The following is a 25,577-nucleotide window of genomic DNA, read 5'->3' as shown; positions in this document are numbered from 1 at the left end:
ATCCAGCGTCACCCCGAGCTCATCAACGGCTGCCTCACCGAAACCGGACTGACCCTCACCCCAGATCCCCCGAAGCCAATCCGAAAAGGTCAGTAATGAACTGTCCGACAGCGGCGGGCGGCCGACGTCGACCCGGCCCACCTCGGTGGCCTGATAAGAAGCCTGCCCGACCCCGAAGGGGCCGTGGCCCATCACAGTTCTGCCTCGAAGTGACCTCTCCCGGGCACGGCGCCGGTCCGCAGACGAAACGGCCTAGCCGCGACCGACCGCGCAGGCCGCCCGGCGGCAACTGCCGCCGGTCCTCGGCCCATCCGGGCCGACCGCGCACCGCCGGTGCTTCCTTGCGCCGGCCCCGCCCGGTGTGCCGTCTCCAGAGTCCAGCGTGCTCCGCCCAGACGCAGGGAGTTCAGGTGCGTTGCGGTGATCACATCACCCCTGACGTCGGCCCCGGCTATGACAGAGAGGTAGGCGAAGGTTGTCCCGTTGGCCAAAGCCACGACGGTCAATGCCCACCCCGTTGGCTCCCCCAGGCAAATGAGCCCCGGCCATGCAACTGACCACGGTAGTCCTGGCCACTTGCGCATCGGGCAAGGCCGACCCTGCCGACACAAAGGCCCTCGTACACCCGTACGACCACTCACCTCACCAGACCGAGGAACTCCTCAACCGTCTGGTGACTCTCGCCGACTGCCTGGCACTGCTTCCGGATACCGCCCACGTTGCCTGGCACCTGTCCCCCCAGGCCAGGGGCGGTTCAGTAGTGACCAGTCAGCCCCTACGTCACATGCCTGGCTCTGCCGGCTGCTCGCCCTGGAGGCGGGAAAGAGATAACACTCGACACGAACATCCTGTTCCAGTCGTGCGTACTATCTCTAAACTGCTGCACCCTGCTGCAGTTGTGTCCTGCGGTGATCCAGTCACAGCAGGCGGGACACCTGCCTCCACCCGTTCGCGCACATGGCTCCTGCTCTCACCGCCGTGCCCGCGGACCACAGAAAGGACCATGGCATGTCTGAAGCCAGCTCCTCCCACGCCACAGAACTGACGTCGCAGTACATCGCCCAGGTCACAGGCGACCTTGAGCGCAATGCCAAGGAGCAGGAACGTATCGGTCAGGAGATTGAAGCCCTGCAGGAGCAGTTGCATGCCCTGCAGCACGACCACACTGTGCTCGTGAACATGCAGCAGGCGCTCGGCAGTGCCGGCCGTGCCGCCGAGGCGGATGCCGCAGGTACACCGTCCGTGCCTCACCAGACCTCCGCCGAACCCAAGCAGAGCAAGCCCAAGAAGGCGGCCGCCACGGGCGCGAAGAAGACGGCGCCCAAGAAGCCCGCCACCCAGGCCTCACCCGCGAAGGCCTCCACGGCGGCGACCAAGCCGACCCTGGTCGAGCTGATCCGCGGCCACCTGGAGCAGGAGAGCGAGCCGCGTTCCGCCGCCGAGATCGCCGTCGCACTCACGCAGGCCCACCCCGACCGGAGCGTGAAGACCACGGTCGTGCGCACCACCCTCGAAGGACTGGTCGCCAAGAGCCGCGCTCACCGCACCAAGCAGGGCTCGTCGGTCTTCTACACCACTGCGGCCGCCTCGGAACCCGCCGCGGCCGAACCGCAGCAGGAGGCAGTGACCGGCTGAGCATCCAGCAGTCCCTGGCAGCGCCTCTCGTGCGGCGACGACGCCGATGGGGCCACGCATGTTCGACTGGACTGCAGCCCAACTGCCGGTCATCGACTTCTCCGACGGCCCCGAGCCCACCCGCAGCCGGTGGGTGCCGGGCCTCCACGGCCTTAGATGGTCGGACGAGATCGCCTACTCAGGGACCGAAGGGGCTCAGAATGTTGATTGAAACCTGGTGCGTTGTCGTTGGGTGAGGCCCGGACGTGCGGGCCTCACACACGTCGCGCAGCTTCCCCTGCACGAAACAGGGGGACGGGCCGGCAGGCCGACGCGGTTCCTGAGGTCAGCCCCAGTCCGGTGCATGCTTCGGAGCTTTGAGCGGGACGCGGATCGCGGATCGCGGGGGCCTGACCGATCCGCTGGGGCGCCGCGAGAACCCGATCGGTCAGTGCAGCAAGTCGCTTCCAGGCCCTGGCCATCTGGCTGCGCGCTGGACGCAGCGAGACGGCCCTGACGTACCACCAGCTTGCCGTTCGGACCGAGTTCAGTGCGGACACCCTCGCACGCGCCGCTTCCAGACGCGGCATGCCGCAGCATCCGGGCGTCGTCACCGCGTCCGCCCTGAACTCCGGCGGGCAGTGCTGCATGACCACGACATGTCCGTCTCAGATCCTCAAGATCCAGCGTCTCGAGTGTCCAAGATCAGGGGTGAGGGCCCGTCATCCTGACATCCTCGGCGTGCGGCAGCCGGACGCGCTTCGGGTGGCGCACTGTACTCGGCAGAGGGTCAGGGGGACTGTGTCAGGTCGTTGCGCAGGACAGGCGGGCAGTGGTTCGTCGCCGAGTCGGTGTCCTGGTCCGCTGCGGGAGCGAGTCCTTCGTCGCGGGTGATCAGTTCTCCGGCGCGGCGGGCGACGGCGGGCCGGGCGGCGATACCGATGGCGGTGAGGGCGACGATGCCGAGGAACAGGCCGGGGCCCCACCAGGCACTGCCGGAGGGGAAGGGGTAGACGTTGCGGAACATGGTGTAGGTGGCCATGACGTGGAAGACGTCCGCGTGCTCCAGCTCCAACCGCCAGCCCTTGCTGAAGCCGTAGGCGACCACCGCCCGTCAGCACCAGCCGCCATCTGTCGTGTATGGCGACGACAACCACCTCGTGTTACGAAAATGTGTCGCCGAGCCACGTGTCTCACATCTCCGTTCCTTCCTACGGTCTCGCCATGGAAAGCACCAAGAAGCCCGCTGGGGGCTCGGCCCAGCACGCCGAGCCGGGCGACGCCACCGCGTCCACCCCGGTCTCCGCCCGCTTCCTCGCCGGCCGCAAGGCCCTGGTCACCGGCGCGGCCAGTGGGATCGGCCGGGCCTGCGCCAAGGGCTTCGCCGCGGCCGGTGCCGAGGTCTACGTGGTGGACCGGGCCGCGGAGGCCGCCAAAGAGGTCGCGGAGGCGATCGGCGGCACCGCGATCGTGGTCGACCTCTCCGACCCCGATGCCGTGGACACGCTGCCGGACGACTCCGACATCGTGGTCAACAACGCCGGTCTGCAGCACGTCGCGCCCGTCCACGACTTTCCCCCGGAGCGCTTCGCGCTGATCCAGCGGGTGATGGTGGAGGCGCCGTTCCGGATCCTGCGCCGCACCCTGCCACACATGTACGCACGGGGGTGGGGCCGCGTGGTCAACGTCTCCTCGGTACACGGCCTGCGGGCCAGTGCCTACAAGTCGGCGTACGTCGCGGCCAAGCATGCCCTGGAGGGCCTGAGCAAGGTGGTCGCCCTGGAAGGCGCCGCGCACGGCGTGACCAGCAACTGCATCAACCCCGGCTACGTCCGCACACCGCTGGTCGAGGAACAGATCGCCAACCAGGCGCTCGCCCACGGCATACCGGCGGCGGACGTGATGGACCAGGTGTTCCTGGAGCGCACCGCGATCAAGCGTCTGATCGAGCCGACGGAGGTCGCCGAGGCGGCCCTGTGGCTCTGCACCGAGCGCAGCGCGTACATCACGGGCGCCTCGATCCCCCTGGACGGCGGCTGGACGGCCCACTGACGGGCGCCGTCCCCTCCCCCGGGCGTCGCCCTGCGGGCGGCGCCGCCGCACCGACTTCGGCGGGCGGGCCACCAGGACAGCACCCGCCCGCCGTTGCCCCACCACACCGCACCGCTCAACGCCCCGGACCGCACCACCGCCGCCCGACATCCCACAAGCCCGGCGGATCCGCTCACTCCTCACCCCGAAACGGTGGCAACCATGCAGAACGCTCACAGCGCTGTGAACGGCCCAGGCAACTCCGCAAAACCAGGCGGTCTGCGCAAGATCGTCGCGGCCAGCCTCATCGGCACCACCATCGAGTGGTACGACTACTTCCTCTACGGCTCCGCCGCCGCCCTGGTCTTCGGCCATGTCTTCTTCCCCGAGTCCGACCCGCTGACCGGCACTCTGCTCTCTTTCCTCACCTACGCCATCGGCTTCGCCGCCCGCCCGATCGGCGCCGTGGTGTTCGGTCACTTCGGCGACCGCGTGGGCCGCAAGAAGCTCCTGGTGATCAGCCTGCTGATGATGGGCGGCTCCACTGCTCTGATCGGCTGTGTCCCCGGCTACAACACGATCGGCGTCGCGGCTCCGCTGCTGCTCACCACGCTTCGTCTGGTCCAGGGATTCGCTCTCGGCGGCGAGTGGGGGGGTGCTGTCCTGCTCGTGTCCGAGCACGGTGATTCCAGGAGGCGGGGGTTCTGGGCCTCCTGGCCGCAGGGTGGTGCACCGGCCGGCAACATGATCGCCGTCGGAGTCCTCTCTTTGATGACCAGCCTGCTGAGCGACGACGCCTTCAACTCCTGGGGGTGGCGTGTCCCGTTCTTGCTGTCGGCCGTGCTGGTCATGTTCGGCCTGTGGATCCGGCTGTCCGTCGACGAGTCCCCCCTGTTCAAGGAGGCACTGGCGAAGGCCGAGCGGCGCAAGGCCGAGCAGAAGACCGAGCAGCTGCCGGCCGTCGAGGTCATGCGCAGCCACTGGCGCGACATCCTGGTCGCCATGGGTGCCCGGATGGCCGAGAACATCTCGTACTACGTGATCACCGCCTTCGTCCTCACCTACTGTGTGGAGCACCTCAAGATTGAGAAGCAGACAGCTCTGAACGCGGTACTGATCGGCTCCGCAGTGCAGTTCTGCCTGATCCCGCTCTTCGGTGCCCTCTCCGACCGGGTCGGCCGCAAGCCGGTGTACCTGGTGGGCGCGGTCGGCGTGGGCCTGTGGTCCTGGGCCTTCTTCGGTCTGCTCGACACCAGGTCCTTCCCGGCGCTCGTTCTCGCCGTCACCGTCGGCCTGGTCTTCCACAGCGCCATGTACGCCCCGCAGGCGGCGTTCTTCTCGGAGCTGTTCGCCACTCGGATGCGTTACACCGGTGCCTCCATCGGTGCTCAGCTCTCCTCGGTGGCGGCCGGTGCCCCGGCCCCGCTGATCGCCACCGCCCTGCTCAGCTCCTACGGCACTTCCACCCCGATATCGGTGTACGTCGGCCTGGCCGCCCTGATCACCGTGATCGCCGTGGTCGCCTCCCGGGAGACCCGTGGCAGCGACTTGGCCGCGATCGAGCCGGACGGCGCCACATCGCGCCCCGCCGCAGACGATCAGGCGACCGCGTCCGCTTGATCAAGGGTCGAGTCCCTGACCGGAGTAACCTGGCCGCTCCGGTCAGGAGGCCCGGCCCTGCTCCGCCGCTTACCGGTCCCACCGCCTCGCCGCCTCCGTCACGATTGCCCGCCCATGCCCCAGAAACCTACGTCTGTCGCCCCTCACATGCGCCGACTGCTTGAGCTCCTCGCTGCGGGCGCCCCCGCCGAGGACCTTGGCGCCGTCGCCGCCGAGGTACGGCGCAGTGGTGCTGACGCCCAGGACCTCGCGGAGGTCGAGCAGGCCATCGAAGCAGCGCTGCGCGTACAGAGCACACTGCGGCAGCACCGGCGCCGCGAGGCTGAGCTGACCGCTCTCTTCGACACCGCCGGCGACCTCGCGGCGCTGCGCGACCTCGATGCCGTACTGCGCTCCATCGTCCGCCGCGCCAGGATGCTCCTCGGTACCGACACGGCCTACCTCACGCTTCCCGACGAGGAGGCCGGGGACACGTACATGCGGGTCACCGACGGCTCGGTGTCGGAACTCTTCCAGAACCTGCGACTCCAGCTCGGGGAAGGCCTCGGCGGCCTGGTCGCGCAGACAGCTCGCCCCTACGCCTCCCCGGACTACCGCACCGACGCACGCTTCCACCACACCGGCAGCATCGATGCCGGGGTTCTGGACGAGGGCCTGGTCGCGATCCTCGGAGTGCCGCTGCTGCTGGGCTCCGGAACCGGCGGCCACGTCATCGGCGTGCTCTTTGCCGCAGACCGCTCGGCACGGGCCTTCTCCCCCGACGAGGTCGCCTTGTTGTGCTCGCTGGCCGACCATGCCGCCATCGCCATCGACACCGCAAAAGCCATGGCCGACGCGCGGGTCGCGCTGGCCGAACTGGCCGAGGCCAATGCCGTGATCCGGGAACACTCCGCGGCCATGCAGCGTTCTGAGGAGTCCCACGACCGGCTCACCGACCTGGTACTGCGCGGGGGCGACGTCTCGGACGTGGCTACCGCCGTCGCCGGTCTGCTGAAGGGGGACGTCGCGGTCCACGACGGCAGCGGGTGGCCGCTCACCACGGTCTCCCGCGACGGCGCCGCCTTGACGGGTGGCATCGGCGAGGGCGCGAGTACCGCAGACTCCGCGGCACTGGTCGCGGCCGCCGAGAGCTCGCGTGCCGCGGCCCACACGGTGTTCCACGACGGGCGCTGGGTCTGCGCCGTACTGGCCGGGCAGGAGCTGCTGGGGTGCCTGGTCCTGTACGGGCGGCCGGAACTCGACGGCCCCGACCGGCGCCTGTTCGAGCGAAGCAGCGTCGTCACCTCCCTGCTGCTCCTGCTGCGCCGCTCGGTCGCCGAGACCGAGAACCGGGTGCGCGGCGACCTGATCACCGACCTGCTCACGACACCCGACCGCGACCCGGCCGGTCTGATGGACCGCGGTCGTCGCCTGGGCATCGACCTGAACCGGCCCCACCTCCTGCTCGTCGCCGAAACCGGTGCCGCGGGGCGGGAGCGGCTTGCCAGTGCCGCCGTGCAGTACCTGTTCGGCACCGTAAGCGGCAGCGTCAGCGCGGAACGAGCGGGCGCCCTGGTGCTGTTGCTCCCGTACGACGGCACCGGGCCGGGCGAAGCGGCCCGAGTCGCCGCAGAGCAGCTCACCCAACTGGTCGGCGCCCCGGTCACGGTGGCCGGCGCCGGGCCCGCCACAGGACCGCGGGCGATCGCGGACGCCTACGCCGAGAGCTCACGCTGCCTGCGAGCCCTCCACGTACTCGGCCGCGACGGCACCGGGGCCGGCGCCGCCGAACTCGGCTTCCTCGGCGTGCTTCTGGGCAAGGACCACGACGTGGACGGTTTCGTCGCCGCCGCCCTGGGGCCCCTATTGGAGTACGACGCTCAGCGCGGCACCCAACTGGTCCGTACCCTGCACGCCTACTTCGGTTGCGGCGGGAGCCTGACTCTTGCGAAGGAGGAGCTGCACGTGCACGTCAACACCGTCGTGCAACGGCTGGACCGCATCCAGGCTCTGCTCGGCCCAGACTGGAACAGCCCCGAGCAAGCACTGGAAATCCAACTCGCCCTGCGTCTTCACCTGTTGTCGGACGGTTGACACATCACCGGGAACGCGCGGTCGTAACCCTTGGCGATGAGGGCCTTGGCCGCGGCGACAGCCTTCGCCGGGTCGTCCGCATCGTCCTGCTCCGTGACTTCGATTGGGTGCCGCCGGTCTTGTCCGTCCGGTGCGTGGCGTAGGTCAGGCCCGCTTCGAAGCCTTCCTCGTACTGCTTTCCGCAGGCGTACTGCCTTTTGTAGGCGTACTGCTTTCCGTAGGCGGCGAGCAAGCCAGTGCGGGAGTAGACCAGGCCCACCTTCACGGAAGCGGCGGTGCCGGCCGAGGAGCAGCCCGCGGCCAGCTCCTGAAGGTATCTCCCGCCCGCCGCTGCCGGGCACCGCTGTCTTCCCTGAGATCGGCGGCCCGCACCCGCGACCGCAAAAGCGTGGTGAGTGGCTGGCGAAGCGACAGGAGCGCCACGCGACGTACGGCATGTGGTCAACCACCGCTCCTGAAGGACCAGTCGTGGCACTGGCGCACATGGCCGGTGACGACCGGTACCGGAAAGGTGAAGACCGCCTGGCTTCCGTCGCGACACAGCGGCATGCCAGGCCATCAGACGGAACGGATCCCGGTGGGGGAAGGAAACGACATGGACAAAGTGGTGGCCCGGGCCACGCAGGCAGTGGCGGACATCCCCGACAGTGCGACACTCGCGGTCGGCGGCTTCGGCCTGTGCGGCATCCCCTCGACACTGATCGGCGCACTGGTCGAGGCCGGCACATCCGGCCTGCGGGTCGTGTCCAACAACTGCGGTGTGGACGACTGGGGGCTGGGCCTGCTTCTGCGGGCCGGCCGGATCGTCCGGATGACGTCGTCCTACGTGGGCGAGAACAAGGAGTTCGCCCGCCAGTACCTCTCCGGCGAGCTGGAGGTGGAGCTGACGCCGCAGGGCACGCTCGCCGAGCGGTTGCGGGCCGGCGGCACCGGCATCCCGGCGTTCTACACCCCGGCGGGGGTGGGCACCCAGGTCGAGGAGGGCGGCCTGCCCTGGCGCTACGCCTCCGACGGCAGCGTCGCGGTCACCTCACCGCCCAAGGAGATCCGGGACTTCGGTGGCCGCCGCTACCTTCTGGAGGAAGCCATCACTGTCGACTTCGGGCTGGTGCGGGCCGCGGTCGCGGACCGGCACGGCAACTGCGTCTTCCATGCGGCGGCGCGCAACTTCAACCCGCTGTGTGCGATGGCGGGTCGGGTCACCGTGGTCGAGGCCGAACGCATCGTTGATCCCGGAGAGCTGCCACCGGACGCCATTCACCTGCCGGGCGTGTACGTGGACCGGGTGGTCGCCGCCGATCCGGCTCTGGACAAGCGCATCGAGCGCCGTACTGTCCGGCCAGCACGCATGGCCACCACAACCGTCATCGCCCGCACCGACTCCGAGGAGAAGTGACCATGCCGCTCGACCGGGACCAGCTCGCCGCCCGCGCCGCCCGGGAACTGCACGACGGACAGTACGTCAATCTGGGCATCGGCCTGCCGACCCTGATCCCCAACCACCTGCCGGACGGGGTGCACGTGGTGCTGCACTCGGAGAACGGCATTCTGGGCGTCGGCCCCTACCCGTACGACGGCGAGGAACACCCTGATCTGATCAACGCCGGAAAGGAGACAGTGACCACCGTCCCCGGCACCGCCTACTTCGATTCGGCGTTCTCCTTCGGCATGATCCGGGCCGGCCGGATCGACGTCTCGGTGCTCGGCGCCATGCAGGTCTCAGTCCACGGCGACCTGGCCAACTGGATGATCCCGGGCAAGATGGTCAAGGGCATGGGCGGCGCGATGGACTTGGTCCACGGCGCCCGCCGACTGGTGGTCGTGATGGAGCACACCGCCAAGGACGGCTCCCCGAAGATCGTCGAGGAGCTGACACTTCCCGCCACCGGCCGCCAGGTGATCGACCGGGTCATTACCGACCTGGCCGTCATCGACGTCACCCCTGAGGGTCTACGGCTGACGGAAACCGCTCCCGGCGTCACGGTGGAGGAGGTCCGGGCCGCGACCGACGCGGAGCTCCTGATCGCCGAGGGCTTGGAGGCGCTGGAGACTCGCTGACCGATCATGGGCCACGGATGCCGAGTGCGGACGCACACCAGAGCCGACCGCGGCGGCCCTCCGCCTCGCCCGACGGGATCCAGCGACGGACCGCCAGGCTCTCCAGCAGACCGCATCACGGACACATCAGTCCCCTGTCAGGGGCCCTCCCTGTCAGTGGCCCTCCCTGTCAGGGGACCCTGCCAATCCACCGCTGCCTCACCGAGCTGAGCGAACCCCACTCGGCAGCGGAAGTCACCGAGGCACTCGGCCATGCGCACCGCGAGGCTCCGTCGTTCTCGCAATCGGCCGGGAATGATCACGGGAGTCCGAGGGTCGCCGGCGGCCGGGACATGTCCGGCCCGTGATGGCGCGGGCCCTCGGCAATGTTGTCCCGCTCCGCCAGGCGGAGTCCGCCGATTGCCAGGTTCCGCGGGGAGGCCATCGCCCGCGGTGCACTGGGGGCCCCAAGACGGGACGAAGCCCTGTCAACCGAGGCAGGGCGGGCAGCAAGCACCACTTAATGGTGAGTTACGGGGCTGGTGAAGCCTGAAGCACCACCGGGTTCGGAACCCTTTGATCAGACGGGTTCACCAGCCCCGTGTCGTGGCGGCGGCACGTATGCGTTTGAGGCGAGGATGTTCGTGGTCTGAGCCCCTCGCGAGGAACACCTCCCAGCTCACCAGGAGTCTTCGAGCTCCTGAAAAGACTGAGGACCTCGGGGGTAGCTGGGGTCACGAACGGCTAATCGGATGCTGGGCCAGCAGAGCCCTTCCATTAGGGAGTCGCGTGCCTCCACCGCTGTGACCAGCAAGTGAGAGGTGCAAGTGACGGGAAGGGCATGAGACAACCAATGAAAATCTTCTGCGGCATCGACTGGGCCAGCGACCACCACGACATCGCCCTTATCGATACCGAGGGCACGCTGGTGGCCCGAGCCAGGATCAGCGACGACGCCACCGGCCTCCAACAGTTGCTCGACCTCCTGGCCGAACACGGGGACACCCCCGAGACCCGCATACCAGCGGCCATTGAAACCACCCGAGGACTGCTGGTGGCCTGCCTGCGAGCCACCGGCCGCCGTGTCTACGCGATCACCCCGATGGCAGCGTCCCGATACCGCGAACGCCACACCATCGCCCGCAAGAAGTCAGACCACCTCGACGCAATGGTCCTCGCCAACATCTTGCGCACCGACGCCGCGGTACACCGGACAATGCCCGCGGACACCGAACTCGCCCAGGCCATCGCTGTTTTGGCTCGCGCGCAACAAGACGCAGTCTGGGACCGCACCCAGGCTGCCAACAAACTCCGGTCCCACCTGCGCGAATACTTCCCCGGCTACCTCGCCGCCGTCCAGCCAATCCTGGGCGGACTCTGCTCACCCGTGGCCCGCGCACTGCTGGCAGCCGCACCCACCCCGGCCCGAGCAGCCCGACTGACCAGAACCCAGCTGCAGGCCGTGCTGAAGAAGGCCGGACGCCAACGCGGAATCGAGGCTGAGGTCACACGTCTGCACGCGGCCCTACGGGCCCCGCAGATGCGCCAGCTCCCGCTGGTCGAGGACGCGATGGGCCGCCAGACCCTGACACTGATGCGGAAGTTAGACACTGCCTGCACCAGCGCAGATGAGCTTGCCGAAGCCTCCGTGAAGGCTTTCGAGGCACACCCGGACGCGGGTGAAGTAGGCCGCCGACGAGGTACCCGTGGCTTGGGTCCTTTTCCGACGGCCCCTTCCCGAACCGTGCGGACTAGTTTCCCAGTACACGGCTCTCCGGTGATCGATTCCGAGTGGAGACTGTGGCCCGTCCCGCGTGGATGCGCTGGTGGCATTTTTGGCAAACCACGAGGGTTTTGCGCCTGCGTTCTGCCATCTGGCGAATCCACGGACCCGGGTCCGGTCGGCCTGGTCGCTTGAGGTCTGCGAGCTTCCTGACGTGGTGGACTTGCAGCCCTGTCGTTGACTCGCACATCTCACAGCGTCCAGCAAGGAGCCGACGAATCAGCTCGTTTTGCCGATTCCCCATGACCGGCTGGACGTCGGACATAACGGTGGTGTGTTGCCGCCGCAGAGGGACTCCGCCGAAGCGGGCGACCAGTGGCTTCCTGCCGTCCTCGCGCTGCACCACGACTGCGAAGCACCTTCTCGGTCCGTCAGGAGTATCGACGGTCGCCTTGTACTTGCGCGCCATCTTGTTGACGGTGGAGTCGTGTTTCGCAGCCAGGGTCCTGAGTAAGGAGACTGTCATGACCCAGCGCAGGCGGGAGTAGCTGGCTCTCGCGTTCAGCAAGGGACTCGGGTTCGGGGCCGACGGCCTGCGAAGTGAAGCCGACAATCACAGCTACGGGGCCGGTCCCGGCGGGGTTCTCTCGCGGCGGCCCGATGCACAACCGTGACACGCGAAACCCTCCGATCCCGCCGTCGGCAACGACCTGCACGCCGACCGCCCAGCCGGTCACCGCCGCGAACCGCCAACGGCGTGGTAAGTCCGCGCGGACTCATCTCGGGGAGGACGAATCGGGGAGTCGGGCCAGGGCGTTGCTCCGGTCGAGGTGTGCGACCGCAGCGCCGCGCGCAACGGCGTACACGTCCTGTTCTATGTCCGCCCCGAAACGCAACCGCCGGTTGCAATGCATGTGCAGCAACGCCTTGAGGATCCCGGCGGGCAGGATCCAGTTCTCCCGATCTGCCGCCCGGCGCACCGTGGCGGCGTACGCGGCCAGGCTGGCGTGCCATTCGGCGTCCTCGGCCGGCGGGGCCGGCCCGTCGGCGGGGATCAGTGCCAGTGCTTCGCGGCGCCTGCGGGCGAAGACCCGGTGCCGGGTCTCGTCCTTCTGGTAGTGATTGATCAACCATTGCTCCCAGACCACTCCTCCAGCCCCCTGGAAGCCGCGGATCAGACGGACTACGTCGGCGGCCACGGGCAGCGGGTCGGTGTCGTCATCGGGACGGCGCAGGGCCAGTCGACTGTCCGCGCAGAAGAATCGCTCCGCGGCCTCAATGGCGGCATTGCCCCCGTACCGCTCGACCTCCGGGCGGTACACGTGCAGGGACAGGTCGTCGGTGAGCCCGGCGGCCGCGAGGTCCTGGGCCCAGTCCCGGAGGCTCGGCAGCACGTGCCGGGCGACAGCGGACGGGTCCCCGTGTAGCCGGAGCCGTAGGTGCGGCCGGCCGGTCGACGCGTCGGCGTAGCGGACGAAGAACCAGCGGTCCACGTGCTCAGCCTGGCTGCGCAGCCAGGGCTCCAGGTGGGCCGCGAGGATCAGCCTCTGGCTTTCGGCCGACGAGGGGATCCGGGCGGACAGCCATTCCCCGCCGGGCGGGTGCGGTGCGGACAAGCGGACGCGGGTCGGGGCCGGGGCAACTGGCTCGCGCACGATGGGGGATTTCGCGAAGAGTGGTACGACGATTTCCGCGTCATATGTGCCGTCTGGTCCACGCAGCCATCCCAACGGCGGTTCGTGGGACAGGTCCTCGTGCAGAACGCACTCACGGTCTGACAGGACTTGATGGCACAGCAGCTCCCTGTGACGGGGCAGCCGGAGATCTAGGGCCAGCCGCTGGTCCGCGCTGGCCAGATGGATGCGGTCGGGCACCCGCCACCGTTCGCGCCACGCCGCCAGGCGTTCCGCGGCTTCTCCGTCGGCGAGGTCGGCCAGGCGCAGTCGCCAAGTGGCGGGCATCAGTATGGTCCGGCCGTAGCGCACAGCGGGGAGGAAGGGGCAGCTGTTCAAGTGGCCCCAGTCCCAAGCCCCCAACTGGGTCGCTCCCATAAGAGGGACCTCGAGGAGGAAGCGTGCCACGTTGGGGGCGAGCCGACTGTTGACCATGTGCGGGGCGAACGGGCTGATCTCGCGTCCGGAGGTGGTGTCAACGACGCGGAACCGCTGGGTGTCGGCGTAGACACAGACGTGTGCGAGATCGACAGCGCCCGGTGACGTGGGATCGGCGTAGACCCCAACGGCGATGTGGTAGGCGGCAATGTCCGGTGCTCCGGTGACATTCAGCAGCCTGCGGTCGCGGGTCGCGTAGTCCACCCGCACTGGAAGCGGAGTGTCGGGGCCTGCGCCCCAGGTGCGCCGGGCGAACGCGGCGAGGTACTCCTCGGCACCGAGGAGTCGGGAAAACCGTCCCCATGCCGTGCCGGCCGGTCGGGAGGCCCGGAACGGCGGGACCATCAGGAGGAAGCGGCCTGCGGCCAGTTCTCCAGGCGAGTCGGCGAGGACCGAGACGATCAGCTCGGCGGAGGAAGGCGGATCCCCGCGCCTGGATTCCAGCGATCGGATGGTGGACTCGTCGAGCTCGACGCTCGTCCGTCTGGCGGTCAGGGCGCCTGCGTACAGCGCGTTGAGGTCGCTCGCACGGTCCGGATCCACCAGGGCCGGGAGAGGTCTGCGGTGACCGGTCGGCAACTCGTAACCGGCTGGAGGGCCGAGTCCGGTGTCGGGGTCAAGCAGGCTGCTCACCGGCACCAACTCCCCCAGCCCGTAGCGCTCCAGGAACTCCCGGTGGTACGCCGCCAGTGCACGCTGTTCGTCGCTTTCGGGCACGGACACCCGCCACAACACCGAGGCTGCGGAGGCGGCCTCCCGGGCAACCTCCGAGGGCAGGCGAACGTCGGCCTCGAGTGCCAGATCAACCTGCACACACGCCGACGAGCCGGCGGCCTGGTACAGCTCGGCCAGAGCCGGCGCGCCCCTGCCGACGTCACGGGAAGCGTAGAGCCGCAGCCTCGCTGCGTAATTCAGCAACCCGGTGTGCCCCGGCGCGGCGCGCGCGGCGTGGCCCAGAGGGTCAGGCTCGGCGGCCGGCGGCAAGCTGTCGGTGACGAGGAATTCAAGCGCGATCAGGCGGGTCAGCAGCCTGGCGGCCTGCTCCGGCCCGAGGCCGGGGCAATCCGCGGTGACCGCGGTGACCAGGTCCCCGAAAGCCACGGGCCGCCGTGCTTGCCGCAACACGGCTTCGACGGGCGGGGTCCTGCGAACGCTGCGCCGGACAGGCTTCGGCGAGCGCATCGCGAGGGGCAGAAGGAGCTGGTCGCCTTGTGTCCGGCAGGTGTTGTTGACAACGACGCGCAGGGCCGCCGGGGGGTCGGTGACGTCCCGGGCGTCAAGGAGTGCGCCAAGCCAGGCCCCGTCCGGCTGGACGAGCTTGGTGCGCCGACCGGTCAGCCGGGCGCGGGGCCTGTCGCCGAAGGAACCCACAGCCACTCCCGCGAGCAGGCCGAAAGGCGTGGCCCTGCGGGACATCCGCAGGTGGTAGCGGAGCAGCGACCGGGTCAGTCGCTGTCCCGCCGGGGCTGGCGGCCGGCTACCGGCGAGAGTGTCCTGCACGGCACGCGCCAGCGAGGGGCTGGACACGAGCAGCGCCTCGGCGGCCAGTGGGTCCCGGGCCAGCGCCATGACCATGTCGGTGGGGGTGTCGGTCTGCTCCCCGCCGGCAGCTTCGTTCGGCAGGACGGGAACCCGAAGGAGAAAAACGTCGCCGCTCTCGAAGACGGCGAGCTCGTCTTCAGACATCGGGCCTCCAGCTGATGCGTCGGGGGTGGTGAGACTGGATCCGGCGCACTGGTCGCGCAGAACCGGCAGGCGCCGTCAGGGGAGCTCGTAACAAACACACTCGAGGCGGAAAGCGGGCGAATGCGGTCCCGGTAGTGGTAGCGGCTCAACTCGTGACTGTGGCCGACAGAGGGGTCGCGGAACTCCCGCTGCGTAGAGGGGCGGCGGGCTAGAGGAACATGGCGATCGGATTGAGTTCCGTTTCCGGCACCCTCGACTCTGTCCAGCCGAGGGCAACGGGAACGTCGTACAGCCTGCCGGGCGCGTACCGCGGCCAGAAGCTGCGCAGGCCGGGGACTATGACCTTGACTACCGGCAGGCGGATGTCCGGCCTCGTCTGGTCCAGCACCAGCATCTCCATGTCGTTCTGCTCGACGATCCGCTGGGCCTCCCGCACGCCGGACAGCAGGTCGGGGCCTATAGGCGTCTGACGGGCCTGTCTGGTGAAAAGGCCTGAAGTGCCGCGTGGCGCGAGGTACGGATGATTCTCCAGCGTCGCGGTCCGCCACCACTCGGTGTCCGGGCCGCCCTCGGCACGGTTCGGGTCGGCGCGAAACTCCAGGAGTCCGGCCAAGAACTGGTTCATCTCCGTCAGGGCCCGGGTGACCGCCACGGCCGGGTCGAAGTGCGCGCCGAAGCCGAAGAGAATGTCCTCGGTGGGGCCGTCGGTCCGGCGCGACACCGCTGCCGCGACAGGGATCCCCAGGTCCGAGGTCAGATCCAGGACCCAGGTCTCGCGGCCGATGCTCGCATAATGTTCCTGCCAGCGCTCGATATATGCGATGTCCGCCCGGTTCACGTCGATCGCCGGACGGGCCGTGCGGTTGTACCACCACATGGCAACACTGTCCCTCTCAACCAACTCGAAGAAGCCTTGGAGAATCGCCTCCTCCAGACTGCTCCCGGCCGCGTTCCCGTTGGAGTCGGCGAGGGCGACGACAGGGCCGGGCGAGGTGGGGAAGTCGTAGTACAGGTAGGCGGTCGGCACGTACTTGTGCGCCTCCTCGCTCAGCGACCAGACAGGCGTCCAGGCCATGTCCTGCGCCTCATCAAACGGGTCAGGCACCCAGGTGAAGGGGGTGCCGCGGCCGCGCCACTCCTCACGGTTGCGGAACTGGTCTTCGCTGAAGTGCTGCAGGGTGTCCAGTGACACCGCGTCGGCGCCCAGGGCGCGGGCTGAGGTGACGATGTGCGCTTCGTCGCCCTGCCAGACGCCGGAGTACCGCTCGATGGCCTCGCCGAGAGCGCTCGCCCGGGCCTGCCAGTCACTCATGCCCTTGCCAGCGCTCTCGGTGCGCAGCGCGCGCTGCGCCCGGCTGAGTTCCCGGGGCCGGCCCATCGCGAAATTGTGCCCGGCGGAATAGACGTGAAGCAGCTCTGATGACGTCTTCATCCGGGTCAGCTCCGATACGACGCCCGTGATGGGGCTGACGAGGTGTCCGTATGTGTCGAGCATGTGGTGCTGGCCTCGCGACCGGTACCCGCCGTCGGCACCCGGTGCCGCAGGCACGCTTCGCAAGGCCAGCGGCAGGTGGGCCGCAGTCGCCACCAACGTCGGGTCGCCACAGTCCGGGCATTGCGGGCGCCGGGTGAGATGGTGCTTACGGGATTCCAGGGCGAAGGGGTCGAAACTCAGGATCGACGGCGGGTCGTCGGGCAGCCCGGCCATCCACTGCGTGACCCGCAAAACCGCCAGCCGGGCAGCCAGGCCCGTGGCCGTTGTGAGCCGCACGTCACCCATCACTGGGATGTAGTCCCGGTGGGTCATTCTGGCGAGCGTGGCCTCGAACTGCCGGTGGCCTCGGGCTCGCTGCACCAGGCAGCTCCAGCACGCGGTGTGCCGGGGTTCGAGGACGGGCGAGATCCAGGCGCTCTCCCCAGTCAGTTTGGCCACGAGCCAGGGGCTACCGGTCGTCAGTGCATCCTGGTTGAACGCCAGGATGTCCGGGTGGAGGAAATCGGATGTGAGCACGACGGTGAGGCTCGGATCACCGTCGCCAAGACGCAGGCCCTGCGCCGTCGAGGCTTCCGTGAACGCCTCTGTGCTCATGCCGCCGACGGAGACCGCGCACACGCTCCGGTTTTCGACGGCCTCGCTCACGGAGTCCGGAGCCACGCCGGCGAGTTCCCAGAACCCGGCGTCGTCGCGTTCTGAATCTCCCCACCGCTCGACTACGAGCCCGGCAGTGAGCAGCCGGTCCAGGCCGCGGTCCACGACGGTCCCCGGAAACGACGCCGCAAGCGCATGCCGCAGTGCCACGCGCGTCGCTCCCTTCAGGAGCAAAGGGGCCAACTGCTCGATGAGCTTGCCACGCAGCACCGTGTTGCGCCCCTGGGCGAGGAGGTACACCCCCGCTCCCGGAATGATTTCGACGCCCACGTGCCGCGGGAAGCGCACGATGCGACCAGCCATGACAACCGACTTTCTTCCCGGTGTGATGCAGCATGCGGCTTCACAGTCACAACTGTGAGGCCGCATGCCTTTCGCAACCATGCGTCCCCGCTGATTACCAGGTGGGCGGGTAGCAGATTCGCTGGCTGGGGCGCGCGTCGAGCTCCTCGATCGCGATCTCCTCCTCGGAGACCTCGAGGATGTTGCTTTCCTTCTCCATGGTTCACCTCCCTGTCTGTGGGTGGACACCGCGTACGCTAGCTGCGCTGTTCGCCTGGGAACACCTCGCTTGGACATGGCAACAATCACTGGTGGTGGATAGAACCTGACAAGCAATCAGGTCGTTGTTAATAATCTTTCCCGTACAGGCATGGGTGATTCCGCACCAGTCACCGGTGCAAACACCCCTGGAAGGTCTGAGAGTTCGTAACCAGCTGGTGGCCCTCCGGCAGCCGGTCGACCAGCTCCGGGACCGCCGGCACCTTTCCGGGCGTCCAGTCGGATCCGGCCCATCTTGCCCGCCAGCTGGCCGGGCTCATACGGTCCCGACCTCCACGGATCGAAGTGCTCGGTGTCAATCGCTGCGGGTTCGGCGAGGCCACGCAACTCCGCCCAGGTGTCGGGGGCGGAAGCCGTGGGCTCGCCCGGCAGGGTCCCCACGTCTTCCACCGTGGCCGTGACGATCGTCTCCACGGCCGTCCACGAGGCGGGGGCGGCCCAGGCCTGGGCACCAGACGTCTGGTCCGGGCCTGCTGCGGGGGTGGATATCCAGGAGTCTGCCTCGTGTTGCAGGTCGTGGATCCAGGTGGCCCACTTGCCTTCGAAGAGACTGAGGATTCCTTCGGCGATGCGCACGCGCTTGGCGACCTCGACTTTGAGGCTTTCTGCGCTGTTCCGGGGGAAGTACCAGCTCGACTGGGATGCCGCAGCATTGCCCTTAATCCTGGCGTTGTCCATGTTCCACCGGGGCAGCTTGGCAAGCCTGTCGCGATTCCGCTGGAATTTCCTGGCGGCATCGGCGAGGAGATCGAAAGTTTCGTTCGTGCTTCCCTCGTGAGCCGAATCTGCTATCTCTTTAAGTTTGTTGACCTCGCCTACCATCTGGCCTGTGAGGTGGGACTTGAAGATCTCCTGTATTTCACGCTCATTCTGCCAGATCTGACCTTCTGGAATCTTTATCTGGACGAGATCATTGCGAAGTCTGTCGAGATAGTAGTTCACCATTCCGTGGTAGATCCGGGCGGTGCTGTTTGCAGCACTTCGGCCATGGAATGGGCGCTCACATCGTTATCCTGGCTAATGAACTGCCAGTTCCCGCGTTCGTCCCGCCAGAGGAAGTTGACTCCTTCAGGGTTTCCCTTCGGAGCCGTCGTCATGTATTCGTGGTCGCCGAACCAGTCGATCGGGCGGTTGTCCTGACGGAAGCTGCAGGCTGCCTGCCTGTTGGAGGTAGGGGATTGGAAGTGCCATGCGGTGAAGGTTTCGTCGGTCATGTCGGTCACGGCGAACGCGCACCCGTTCATGGTGTCCGTGAACACGAAATCGGGATTGAAGCTGCTGTTGTCCCGGTTCCGGCGGACCTGTGTTGTGCCCACGTCCTGCCCCAGGTCACTTGGGTGGCCCCTCTTCTATTGGACGTAACCGGCCTCGATGTAACGGGCCGCGGTCACCAGCGGAAGCTCGAGACCAAACCGTCAAAGAACTCCTGAGACCCTTAAGGTACCTGGTTGGGCTGCGCGGCTGCGTATTCGGCGTACTTTTCCAGGGCCGGTGTGAGATAGAAAGCGTTTAGTTGCTGGTTGCGCCCCTGACGGCGCGGGTCCTCGACCAAGGTGAACCAATGCCGGCCGAAGTGCGGCATCAGTTGATTCACGAAATTATCGGCTTGCTTAACCAGCAAACGAGGCGTGCGCGCCCTGATGCCGTCCATAAAATCAGCGGACAACAGGAAATGATGCGCGAAAATAAATGGGTCGCTGATAAAATCGTTCACTGCAGTGTCCAGCGACATTCCGACAGGCGCCTGGGGCATCTGGGTGGACAGCAGCGTCGGACTACCGCCGCGCCCCCGGATCACCTGGCCGGTCTGCAGGATGTCAGCGATGCCCTGCGCCATCAGCCGCAGATGGGCGGAGCGCAGGTAGGCCGGCAGCTGCTGGTGCGCGTTGGCAATCTGCTCGACGCTTGGCCCGCCGAGACGCTGACGCCCGGACCGTGCGCCGCGGTGATCCGTACCGTCCCCCGGCCCTTCTCGGCCACCACGGTGATATCGCGGTCCAGGACCAGGGACTCCTTGTAGGAGCCGGGCTGGATCGAGACCACCGCGCCATCGTCCGCCGCGCGGATCGCCGCCCCGACGGAGGTCGCGGCGGGGAAGAACCAGCAGGGGCCGACGTTGGAGATGTGCCCGTCCAGCTCCACCTTGTTCAGCGCCATCAGCGTGGCCGCCTCACGCAGCATCCGCAGGTGCTCGGCGGTGATCTGCGACAGGCCCAGGCTGGCGAGGTGCTCGTCGCGGAAGAGGTACGCGTACACATCGTAGGCGGTGGCAAGCACCCGGGCTGCGTCCGAGGTGGGGGCGGCGTGGGCCTTGATGAAGTCGAGGGCGAGCTGTTCGACCGGGTTCTCGGTCGTCTCGTCCGTGTTCAGGAGCTGGGAGTTGACCAGCTCCCAGTCGGCGACGAGCCACGTGTGGGACTCGAAGCGGAAGAAGTACTCGGCCGGGTCGATGGTGATGCGCCGGCCGTCGACCTGGATGCCGGGCAGGCGGCTCCAGCGCTTGTCGAACGCCTCGGGCAGTACGACCGTGATGGCCGCGGTGTCGATGGTGGTCACCGTGTCTCCGTCTCTGATCGGCCGGTTCGGGCACAGAAATGCCCGAACCCGGAATGGACGTACGGAACTTGGGCGAGCCGCAGCGCCGATGGGGGGAGCCTGGGTCGCGGTGTCGGAACCGGGCCAGGCGGCTGATGTTCCGTGAACCGTCCGTCACGCACAGTGGGTACGGTGAGAGGCAGTTGAAGCGGTATACGCGCAGCCGATGCCGACGTGGAACGGGTCATCGTCAAGACACTCGAGGAGAAACAGGCGAACGCCACTCACTGGTCGACATGGCGCGCCTTCGCCCTGGCCCCTCACCACTCCGAGACATTCAAGCTGTCCACGGACCCGCTGTTCATCGACAAGGTCCGTGATGTCGTCGGCCTCTACCTCGACCCGCCGGAGAAAGCACTGGTCCTCTGCGTGGATGAGTCGGGTCGGACCGGGGCGCGGTGACAGCGTTGCTACTGTTCCGTTTCCCCGGCCCGCCCGCCGAACCGGACGTGCCCGTCTCCGAGCATCCGGCTCTCCACGTGCTCTTACCTCTGGTCAGCCGACGGCTGCCGGTATTGGCGTCCATGGTGTGGGTATGTTCCGCCCCCGGTATCGGTAGCGGATCACCGGAACCTTCTGGGGTTGGAACAGCGAAATCCCGTCCTCGGTCGGCCGTTTCCCCGGGAGGAAGCGCCGGAACAAGGATGCCCACGGGACACGAGGATGTCGTTTACGCAGCCAGCGGGTCACCTGATGCCAGGAATACTCATCGAGATAGCCGAAGGTGGCCGCTGACACACCATGTCGGAAATAGGCACACCAGCCCCGCAGCACAGCATTCAACTGACGCAGCAGTTCGGACAGATGCCGGTGCTTCGATCTGCCGGTAATCGCCCGGACCTTGTCCACGATGGAGGCCAGCGCTTTCTTCGAGGGGTAGGTATAAACGACGTTCCGGTCGGTGCCCCGTTTCCGCCGGCGCTGGATGTGCCAGCCCAGAAAATCGAAGCCCTCGTCGATGTGAACCACCTGCGTCTTGGCCTCCGACAGGCGCAAGCCCATCGGCGCCAGGACTGTTGCGGCCTCGGCCCGCAGCGCTTCGGCGTGCTGACGCGTCCCCGAAACCATGACCACCCAGTCATCCGCATAGCGGATGAGACGGCACATGGGCAGGCCGCGTCTGCGACGCGCGGTGCGCTGGTAGTCCGATCCATAGCTCTGCCAAGTCTCGGCGAAGTGCTCGTCGAGCTCGGACAGGGCGATGTTGGCCAGCAGCGGGGACATCACGCCCCCAACGCAATGGGTAACTCGGGCATGAGTCACCCTCCGTAGCGTCTTGATCTTGATGCTGGCCGTCGTTGGCGGCGTGTTCGCGGACGGGGATGCGGTGCCGGATGGTGATCTTCTCGGGGCCGACGAGGACGTCCTTGACGAGGAGTCGCAGGACGCGCTGGCGCTCGGGGACCTCGGCTGTCTGGGCGTTGTCGCGGAGCTGGGCGAGGAAGCCTTCGAGATCGTCAGCGAGCTTGAGGTAGGCGTCGCGGTCGGCGAGCTGGGCGTCCAGCGCGTCGAGTTGGCCGCGCAGGTTGCTTTCCCTGGCTCGCAGGCCGGGCATCCGGGCCCGCAGTTCGTCGATGGTGACCAGCTGTTCCTGGAACGCCTCGATCATGCGGGTGATCGCGGTGGTGGCCTTGGCCAGGGCCAGGTCGAGACGGCTGCGCTGGCGGGTGGCGGGGTCGGACGTGCGGGCGCGGTCGAGCCGCTTGTCGATCTCGGTCCGGATCAGGTGCGGGTCGGCGATCAGGCCGATGATGTGGTCCCAGACGACGGTGTCGAGGTAGTCGGCGCGGACGGGCTTGTTGGTGCAGACCCGGCCTCCCTCGTAGCGGTAGTCGTCGGAGCCCAGGCACCGGTAGTAGTAGATCTTCTTGCCTGAGGAAGTGGTGGTCGAAGTGCGGTAGTAGCCGTATCCGCAGCTCACACAGGCCGACAGGCCCTGAAGGAGAGAAGGGGTCTTGCTGTTGCGCGAGGCGAAGCGCTTGTTGTCGGCGAGTCGCTGGGCGGCCCGTTCGAAGGTGGCCGGGCTGATGACCGCGGGGACGGGGATGGTGATCCACTCATCGCGTGGCCGGTCCTCGTACTTGACGGCGCGTGGGGTGGTGCGCCCTTCCAGCCTCGCGCGGCGGTTCAGGCCCGGGGGCTCGTGGACGGTCCGGGTCTTGCCGAAGGCGGCCTGACCTTGGTAGACGGGGTTGCGGAGCATGCCCCAGACCACGCTGCGGTCCCAGCGGGTTTTCCCGGTGCGGGTGGGGGTGTTGCTGCTGGTGAGCCAGCGGGTCAGGTCCGCGATGGAGGCTCCGTCGTCGGTATAGCGGCGGAACAGCTCCACCACCAGCGCTGCCTCGGACTCGACGATCTCGTAAGTGGCCCCGCACTCGGGGGTCTTGCGCAGGTATCGGTAACCGAACGGGGCGCCGCCCAGCACATTGATGGACCCCGAGCGCGCCCGGTAGGTCTTCCCTCGCCGGTAGCGTTCCATCAGCTGGGCTTTCTCGTACTCGGCGAACATGCCCTGGAACTGGACCATCAACTGGTCCTCGGGAGTGTCGCCGTGCGGGCCCCGTACGAACTCCACCCGGGTGCCGGCCCTGGTGAACTCCTCGATCAGCAGGGCCTGGTAGGCGAACTTGCGGGCCAGGCGGTCGGGTGCGTAACACAGCACCACATCCACGCCGACCTGGGCGACAAGGTCCCGCAGTCGCTCCAGCGCGGGCCGTACCAGGGTCGCCCCGGAGTGGCCCTCGTCCTCGAACACCCACTCCTCGGGCAGCTCAAGATGCGAGGCGGCGGCGTGCGCGCGCAGGGCCGCGGTCTGCGAGCCGATCGTCTGGTCCTTCTTCTGCCGGGCGGACGACACCCGGGCGTAAATCGCCGCACTGGTCACCGGCTGCTCCTGCCTGATCGGGGCCGGCCCGGACCCGGGCCCGGCGCTGCGGCATCAACACCGCGTAGGCCGCGGACAAGTCCGCCGCCGCATGACGGTCGAAGACCGCCTCCGTCGCCACCAGCCGCCCGCTCACCTGCCCTGCCGGCCCTCCGGGGCGCCCCGCTCCAGGAACTCGGCCAGGGCCTGGGCCACCACCGCGGAGATCGCCCGGTCACTCTCGTGAGCACAAGCACGGATCTGCCCGGCCAGCGAGCCGGGCAGCTTGACGGTGAACACCACGCTCGACTCGGGGACTTCGACCCGTCCAGCAGCCATGGCCTGCTCAGATACCGGCGTGCCTGACGCACCGACACCCCATACCTACTCGCCAACGTGCGGGCGGCTGCGGCCACGGGCACACCCGCCCCGACCAGATCCGCGGCGGCATTGACCCGCCGGGCGTACTCGACGCTATCGACACGATCAGCACGCACCATGTCACAAACCTACTACCCACTGTGACGCTCCTTACCCTCGGCGCGAGGAAGGAGTTCCAAGCGCCGGTAGCCGAGCGTCACCTCGAAGCAGAAGTTGCCCATTGCGTTGGAGGCGTGAGGATTCCTCCCTGGGGAGTGCCGGTGATCGAAGCGCCTTCAGTGCCGTCGGTATGCATGATTCCGGCTTTGAGGAACGCCTTGACCAGGGCCAGGACTCGCTTGTCTCCGATTCGCGCGCGCACTCGGTCCATCAGGGCCGGGTGCGCGATCTCGTCGAAGCACGCCTGAATGTCCGCTTCCAGAACCCACTCGTGAGAGCGGGATCCGAAGAAGTGGATCTCGGCGATCGCATCCTGGGCCCGCCGTTTGGGACGGAACCCGTAGCTGCACGGGAGGAAATCCACCTCAAAGATCGGCTCCAGCACCAGCTTCAGAGCCGCTTGCACAACTCTGTCGCCCACAGGAGGGATGCCCAGCCGACCGAACTTTCCACTTCCGCCCTTGGGAATCATCACCTCCCGCACCGGAAGAGGGATGAACGTCTGCGTCTTAAGATCTCGACGGAGACGGTCCAGGAAGAGATCTTCCCGTCCCGACAACCGCACGGAATGGGCGGAAATTCCGTCCACACCTGCGGTTCGGGCACCCCGATTGGTCCGCACCCGCTCCCACGCAACCAGCAGGAAAGCGGGGTCACATACGAGGTTGAACAGATCGTTGAACCGGCGACCGGTGTCATCGGCCGCCCGGTCAATATTCATCAACGGACTCCTGGCCTTCCAGAACCGTCACTGCGAACACGCTGCCGCTCTTCGCCATGCGGACGGCTTTCGCGTCCTCGGACTACTACAGCGGCTCCGCCCCGGCCGGATGCTGCCGGTGGACGATGCGCCTGCCCGCCACCGGCCTGGATGGCCGACGGGAAGGGAGGCATCCGGACGGTTCCCACGTTCACTGCGGATCGATCGACGGATGAGGTGCCCGACTTTGCCCCTGCGGCCTCGCCACGCCTACGCCGCAGGCATTCAACGTGGCCTCCCGACCGGCGACTTCAACCGGCCCAGGAGTCACTCCACTCCCCACCTCGGGGAGCGAAATGTGCACCGCAATCCAGCCCACATCCGCCAGGTTCGAGCTGGTGGATCTCTTAAGGGGCTTTACACGCCGGTTCCTCACGTGCACCTTTCCGTCTTGCTTGCCGGACCCGCGCCGTCTGGCAGTGCCAGCGCGTCCCGTCGTTGTCAGGGCTGCTTTCCGTCCTCACCGGCATCTCCCGGCTCGAACTCCCCCCAGCTTCGCCGTGCCGCGGCGACAGCACGGCGGCGGAGTCCTCTCACCTCCGCTCGATCCCACAGCGCCTCGTGGCGCACGAAATCCCAGATCCAGGCCCTGGACCGCTCGCAGCCGGTGCTGCCGATGATGCCCGGGGTCCCCGAACGCCGCAGCCACGACTACGTCCGCGCCGGCACCACCACCCTCTTCGCGGCCCTGGAGGTGGCCACCGGCAAGGTGATCGGCTCGATCCATCGCCAGCACCGGGCCGCCGAGTTCAAGAAGTTCCTCGCCAATCTCGACAAGGAAGTCCCGACAAGCCTCGACATCCATCTGATCCTGGACAACTACGCCACCCACAAGACACCTGCCATCAAGAAGTGGCTCCTGGCACACCCCCGCTTCCACCTGCACTTCACACCCACCGGCTCATCCTGGCTGAACCTGGTGGAGCGCTGGTTCGGCGAGCTGACCGCGAAGAAACTCCGCCGCGGTGTCCACCGCTCCGTCCAGGCTCTCGAGCGCGACATCCGAGCCTGGCTCGCCGACTGGAACGAACACCCCAGACCCTTCATCTGGACCAATGCAGCCGACGAGATCCTCGACAAAGTCGCCGCCTACTGCCACAGAATCTCCGACTCACGTCACTAGGTCGTGTCTTCAAATGATCTTGAGTGGTGGATCATGGTGGGGTGATACGTCGCCATGAACTGTCGGACGCCGAGTGGGAGTTCGTCCGGCC

At 67.6% G+C, this 25,577-nt stretch carries 19 protein-coding genes and 4 pseudogenes; 9 read left to right on the top strand and 14 right to left on the bottom strand.

All coding sequences use genetic code 11. The features are described 5' to 3' along the window. The coding region (locus ACFVWD_RS50370) for a hypothetical protein (RefSeq protein ID WP_389605303.1) at nt 1–192 on the bottom strand (192 nt) is incomplete at its 3' end. Between the two features lie 816 nt (nt 193–1,008). On the opposite strand from ACFVWD_RS50370, the gene ACFVWD_RS50365 reads away from it, so the two are divergent. Beyond that, nucleotides 1,009–1,635: a hypothetical protein gene (locus ACFVWD_RS50365; RefSeq protein WP_389605302.1), complete on the top strand. Its 627-nt coding sequence runs from the start codon at nt 1,009–1,011 to the stop codon at nt 1,633–1,635. A gap of 769 nt (nt 1,636–2,404) precedes the next feature. Here the strand turns inward: ACFVWD_RS50365 and ACFVWD_RS50360 are convergent. Beyond that, nucleotides 2,405–2,722 carry a hypothetical protein gene (locus tag ACFVWD_RS50360; protein ID WP_389605300.1) on the bottom strand — a complete coding sequence of 106 codons (318 nt, stop codon included), beginning with the start codon at nt 2,720–2,722 and terminating at the stop codon, nt 2,405–2,407. A 116-nt stretch (nt 2,723–2,838) separates the two neighbouring features. Here ACFVWD_RS50360 and ACFVWD_RS50355 point away from each other — a divergent pair, with 116 nt between their 5' ends. The 3 genes from ACFVWD_RS50355 (at nt 2,839) to ACFVWD_RS50345 (ending at nt 7,338) form a co-directional block, all read left to right on the top strand. After that, entirely contained in the window at nt 2,839–3,666 is an 828-nt protein-coding gene (locus ACFVWD_RS50355; protein ID WP_389605299.1) for a 3-hydroxybutyrate dehydrogenase, read from the top strand. A gap of 201 nt (nt 3,667–3,867) precedes the next feature. Continuing rightward, nucleotides 3,868–5,265 (top strand): MFS transporter, encoded by a 1,398-nt coding sequence (locus ACFVWD_RS50350; RefSeq protein WP_389605297.1) that lies wholly within the window; start codon nt 3,868–3,870, stop codon nt 5,263–5,265. A gap of 114 nt (nt 5,266–5,379) precedes the next feature. Next, nucleotides 5,380–7,338, top strand: coding sequence for a helix-turn-helix domain-containing protein (locus ACFVWD_RS50345; protein ID WP_389605296.1), 1,959 nt, complete (start codon nt 5,380–5,382; stop codon nt 7,336–7,338). A gap of 23 nt (nt 7,339–7,361) precedes the next feature. Here the strand turns inward: ACFVWD_RS50345 and ACFVWD_RS50340 are convergent. Continuing rightward, nucleotides 7,362–7,642: pseudogene (locus tag ACFVWD_RS50340) on the bottom strand (hypothetical protein); the annotation flags it as partial. A 291-nt stretch (nt 7,643–7,933) separates the two neighbouring features. Here ACFVWD_RS50340 and ACFVWD_RS50335 point away from each other — a divergent pair. From ACFVWD_RS50335 to ACFVWD_RS50325, 3 genes are all read left to right on the top strand, one after another. Then, nucleotides 7,934–8,734 (top strand): CoA transferase subunit A, encoded by an 801-nt coding sequence (locus ACFVWD_RS50335; RefSeq protein ID WP_389605295.1) that lies wholly within the window; start codon nt 7,934–7,936, stop codon nt 8,732–8,734. Nucleotides 8,735–8,736: 2 nt separating this feature from the next. After that, a complete protein-coding gene (locus tag ACFVWD_RS50330; RefSeq protein WP_389605293.1) occupies nt 8,737–9,396 on the top strand; it encodes a CoA transferase subunit B in 660 nt (219 codons plus the stop codon). A gap of 832 nt (nt 9,397–10,228) precedes the next feature. After that, nucleotides 10,229–11,293 carry an IS110 family transposase gene (locus ACFVWD_RS50325; RefSeq protein ID WP_389605291.1) on the top strand — a complete coding sequence of 355 codons (1,065 nt, stop codon included), beginning with the start codon at nt 10,229–10,231 and terminating at the stop codon, nt 11,291–11,293. Here the strand turns inward: ACFVWD_RS50325 and ACFVWD_RS50320 are convergent. The 7 genes and pseudogenes from ACFVWD_RS50320 to ACFVWD_RS50290 form a co-directional block, all read right to left on the bottom strand. Continuing rightward, nucleotides 11,262–11,348, bottom strand: a pseudogene (locus ACFVWD_RS50320) (hypothetical protein); the annotation flags it as partial. The gene ACFVWD_RS50325 and the pseudogene ACFVWD_RS50320 overlap by 32 nt on opposite strands. 526 nt (nt 11,349–11,874) lie before the next feature. Further along, nucleotides 11,875–14,895 (bottom strand): lantibiotic dehydratase, encoded by a 3,021-nt coding sequence (locus tag ACFVWD_RS50315; RefSeq protein WP_389605290.1) that lies wholly within the window; start codon nt 14,893–14,895, stop codon nt 11,875–11,877. 208 nt (nt 14,896–15,103) lie between these two features. Next, complete coding sequence (locus ACFVWD_RS50310; protein ID WP_389605288.1) at nt 15,104–17,428, bottom strand: TOMM precursor leader peptide-binding protein; 2,325 nt, start codon at nt 17,426–17,428, stop codon at nt 15,104–15,106. A 234-nt stretch (nt 17,429–17,662) separates the two neighbouring features. Further along, on the bottom strand, nt 17,663–18,550 hold the full coding sequence (locus ACFVWD_RS50305; RefSeq protein WP_389605287.1) for a hypothetical protein: 888 nt from the start codon (nt 18,548–18,550) through the stop codon (nt 17,663–17,665). Further along, nucleotides 18,544–18,921: a hypothetical protein gene (locus tag ACFVWD_RS50300; RefSeq protein ID WP_389605285.1), complete on the bottom strand. Its 378-nt coding sequence runs from the start codon at nt 18,919–18,921 to the stop codon at nt 18,544–18,546. Before ACFVWD_RS50300 ends, ACFVWD_RS50305 begins: the two co-directional genes overlap by 7 nt. A 119-nt stretch (nt 18,922–19,040) precedes the next feature. After that, nucleotides 19,041–19,442, bottom strand: coding sequence for a hypothetical protein (locus tag ACFVWD_RS50295; RefSeq protein WP_389605284.1), 402 nt, complete (start codon nt 19,440–19,442; stop codon nt 19,041–19,043). After that, a complete protein-coding gene (locus ACFVWD_RS50290) occupies nt 19,442–20,161 on the bottom strand; it encodes a hypothetical protein (RefSeq protein ID WP_389605283.1) in 720 nt (239 codons plus the stop codon). The genes ACFVWD_RS50295 and ACFVWD_RS50290 overlap by 1 nt, the downstream gene beginning before the upstream one ends. A 204-nt stretch (nt 20,162–20,365) precedes the next feature. Between ACFVWD_RS50290 and ACFVWD_RS50285 the strand changes: the two are divergent. Then, nucleotides 20,366–20,578 (top strand): annotated as a pseudogene (locus ACFVWD_RS50285) (IS630 family transposase); the annotation flags it as partial. Between the two features lie 117 nt (nt 20,579–20,695). Here ACFVWD_RS50285 and ACFVWD_RS50280 read toward each other — a convergent pair. The 4 genes from ACFVWD_RS50280 to ACFVWD_RS50265 all read right to left on the bottom strand — a co-directional run bounded on the left by ACFVWD_RS50280 (nt 20,696) and on the right by ACFVWD_RS50265 (nt 24,324). Continuing rightward, nucleotides 20,696–21,397 (bottom strand): group II intron maturase-specific domain-containing protein, encoded by a 702-nt coding sequence (locus ACFVWD_RS50280; RefSeq protein ID WP_389605305.1) that lies wholly within the window; start codon nt 21,395–21,397, stop codon nt 20,696–20,698. Further along, complete coding sequence (locus ACFVWD_RS50275) at nt 21,279–23,084, bottom strand: recombinase family protein (RefSeq protein ID WP_389605281.1); 1,806 nt, start codon at nt 23,082–23,084, stop codon at nt 21,279–21,281. Before ACFVWD_RS50275 ends, ACFVWD_RS50280 begins: the two co-directional genes overlap by 119 nt. 132 nt (nt 23,085–23,216) lie before the next feature. Continuing rightward, nucleotides 23,217–23,402: a hypothetical protein gene (locus ACFVWD_RS50270; protein ID WP_389605279.1), complete on the bottom strand. Its 186-nt coding sequence runs from the start codon at nt 23,400–23,402 to the stop codon at nt 23,217–23,219. Between the two features lie 238 nt (nt 23,403–23,640). Then, a complete protein-coding gene (locus ACFVWD_RS50265) occupies nt 23,641–24,324 on the bottom strand; it encodes a reverse transcriptase domain-containing protein (RefSeq protein ID WP_389605277.1) in 684 nt (227 codons plus the stop codon). A 610-nt stretch (nt 24,325–24,934) separates the two neighbouring features. Between ACFVWD_RS50265 and ACFVWD_RS50260 the strand changes: the two are divergent. Further along, nucleotides 24,935–25,486 (top strand): annotated as a pseudogene (locus ACFVWD_RS50260) (IS630 family transposase); the annotation flags it as partial. Nucleotides 25,487–25,577: the final 91 nt, after the last annotated feature.

It is taken from the genome of Streptomyces sp. NPDC058086, from assembly GCF_042885015.1.
Lineage (GTDB): Bacteria > Actinomycetota > Actinomycetes > Streptomycetales > Streptomycetaceae > Streptomyces.
The sequence above is the reverse complement of the archived record's forward strand: the minus strand, read 5'-3'. Positions and strand labels throughout refer to the sequence as shown.

Excerpts from the sequence above, each read along its gene's own strand:
- ACFVWD_RS50350 (WP_389605297.1), top strand. The coding sequence starts at position 3,868 with ATGCAGAACGCTCACAGCGCTGTGAACGGCCCAGGCAACTCCGCAAAA.
- ACFVWD_RS50265 (WP_389605277.1), bottom strand. The coding sequence starts at position 24,324 with ATGAATATTGACCGGGCGGCCGATGACACCGGTCGCCGGTTCAACGAT.
- ACFVWD_RS50315 (WP_389605290.1), bottom strand. The coding sequence starts at position 14,895 with ATGTCTGAAGACGAGCTCGCCGTCTTCGAGAGCGGCGACGTTTTTCTC.
- ACFVWD_RS50335 (WP_389605295.1), top strand. The coding sequence starts at position 7,934 with ATGGACAAAGTGGTGGCCCGGGCCACGCAGGCAGTGGCGGACATCCCC.
- ACFVWD_RS50305 (WP_389605287.1), bottom strand. The coding sequence starts at position 18,550 with ATGGTGAACTACTATCTCGACAGACTTCGCAATGATCTCGTCCAGATA.
- ACFVWD_RS50325 (WP_389605291.1), top strand. The coding sequence starts at position 10,229 with ATGAAAATCTTCTGCGGCATCGACTGGGCCAGCGACCACCACGACATC.
- ACFVWD_RS50365 (WP_389605302.1), top strand. The coding sequence starts at position 1,009 with ATGTCTGAAGCCAGCTCCTCCCACGCCACAGAACTGACGTCGCAGTAC.
- ACFVWD_RS50270 (WP_389605279.1), bottom strand. The coding sequence starts at position 23,402 with ATGGCTGCTGGACGGGTCGAAGTCCCCGAGTCGAGCGTGGTGTTCACC.
- ACFVWD_RS50345 (WP_389605296.1), top strand. The coding sequence starts at position 5,380 with ATGCCCCAGAAACCTACGTCTGTCGCCCCTCACATGCGCCGACTGCTT.
- ACFVWD_RS50330 (WP_389605293.1), top strand. The coding sequence starts at position 8,737 with ATGCCGCTCGACCGGGACCAGCTCGCCGCCCGCGCCGCCCGGGAACTG.
- ACFVWD_RS50355 (WP_389605299.1), top strand. The coding sequence starts at position 2,839 with ATGGAAAGCACCAAGAAGCCCGCTGGGGGCTCGGCCCAGCACGCCGAG.
- ACFVWD_RS50310 (WP_389605288.1), bottom strand. The coding sequence starts at position 17,428 with ATGGTTGCGAAAGGCATGCGGCCTCACAGTTGTGACTGTGAAGCCGCA.
- ACFVWD_RS50295 (WP_389605284.1), bottom strand. The coding sequence starts at position 19,442 with ATGGCGCAGGGCATCGCTGACATCCTGCAGACCGGCCAGGTGATCCGG.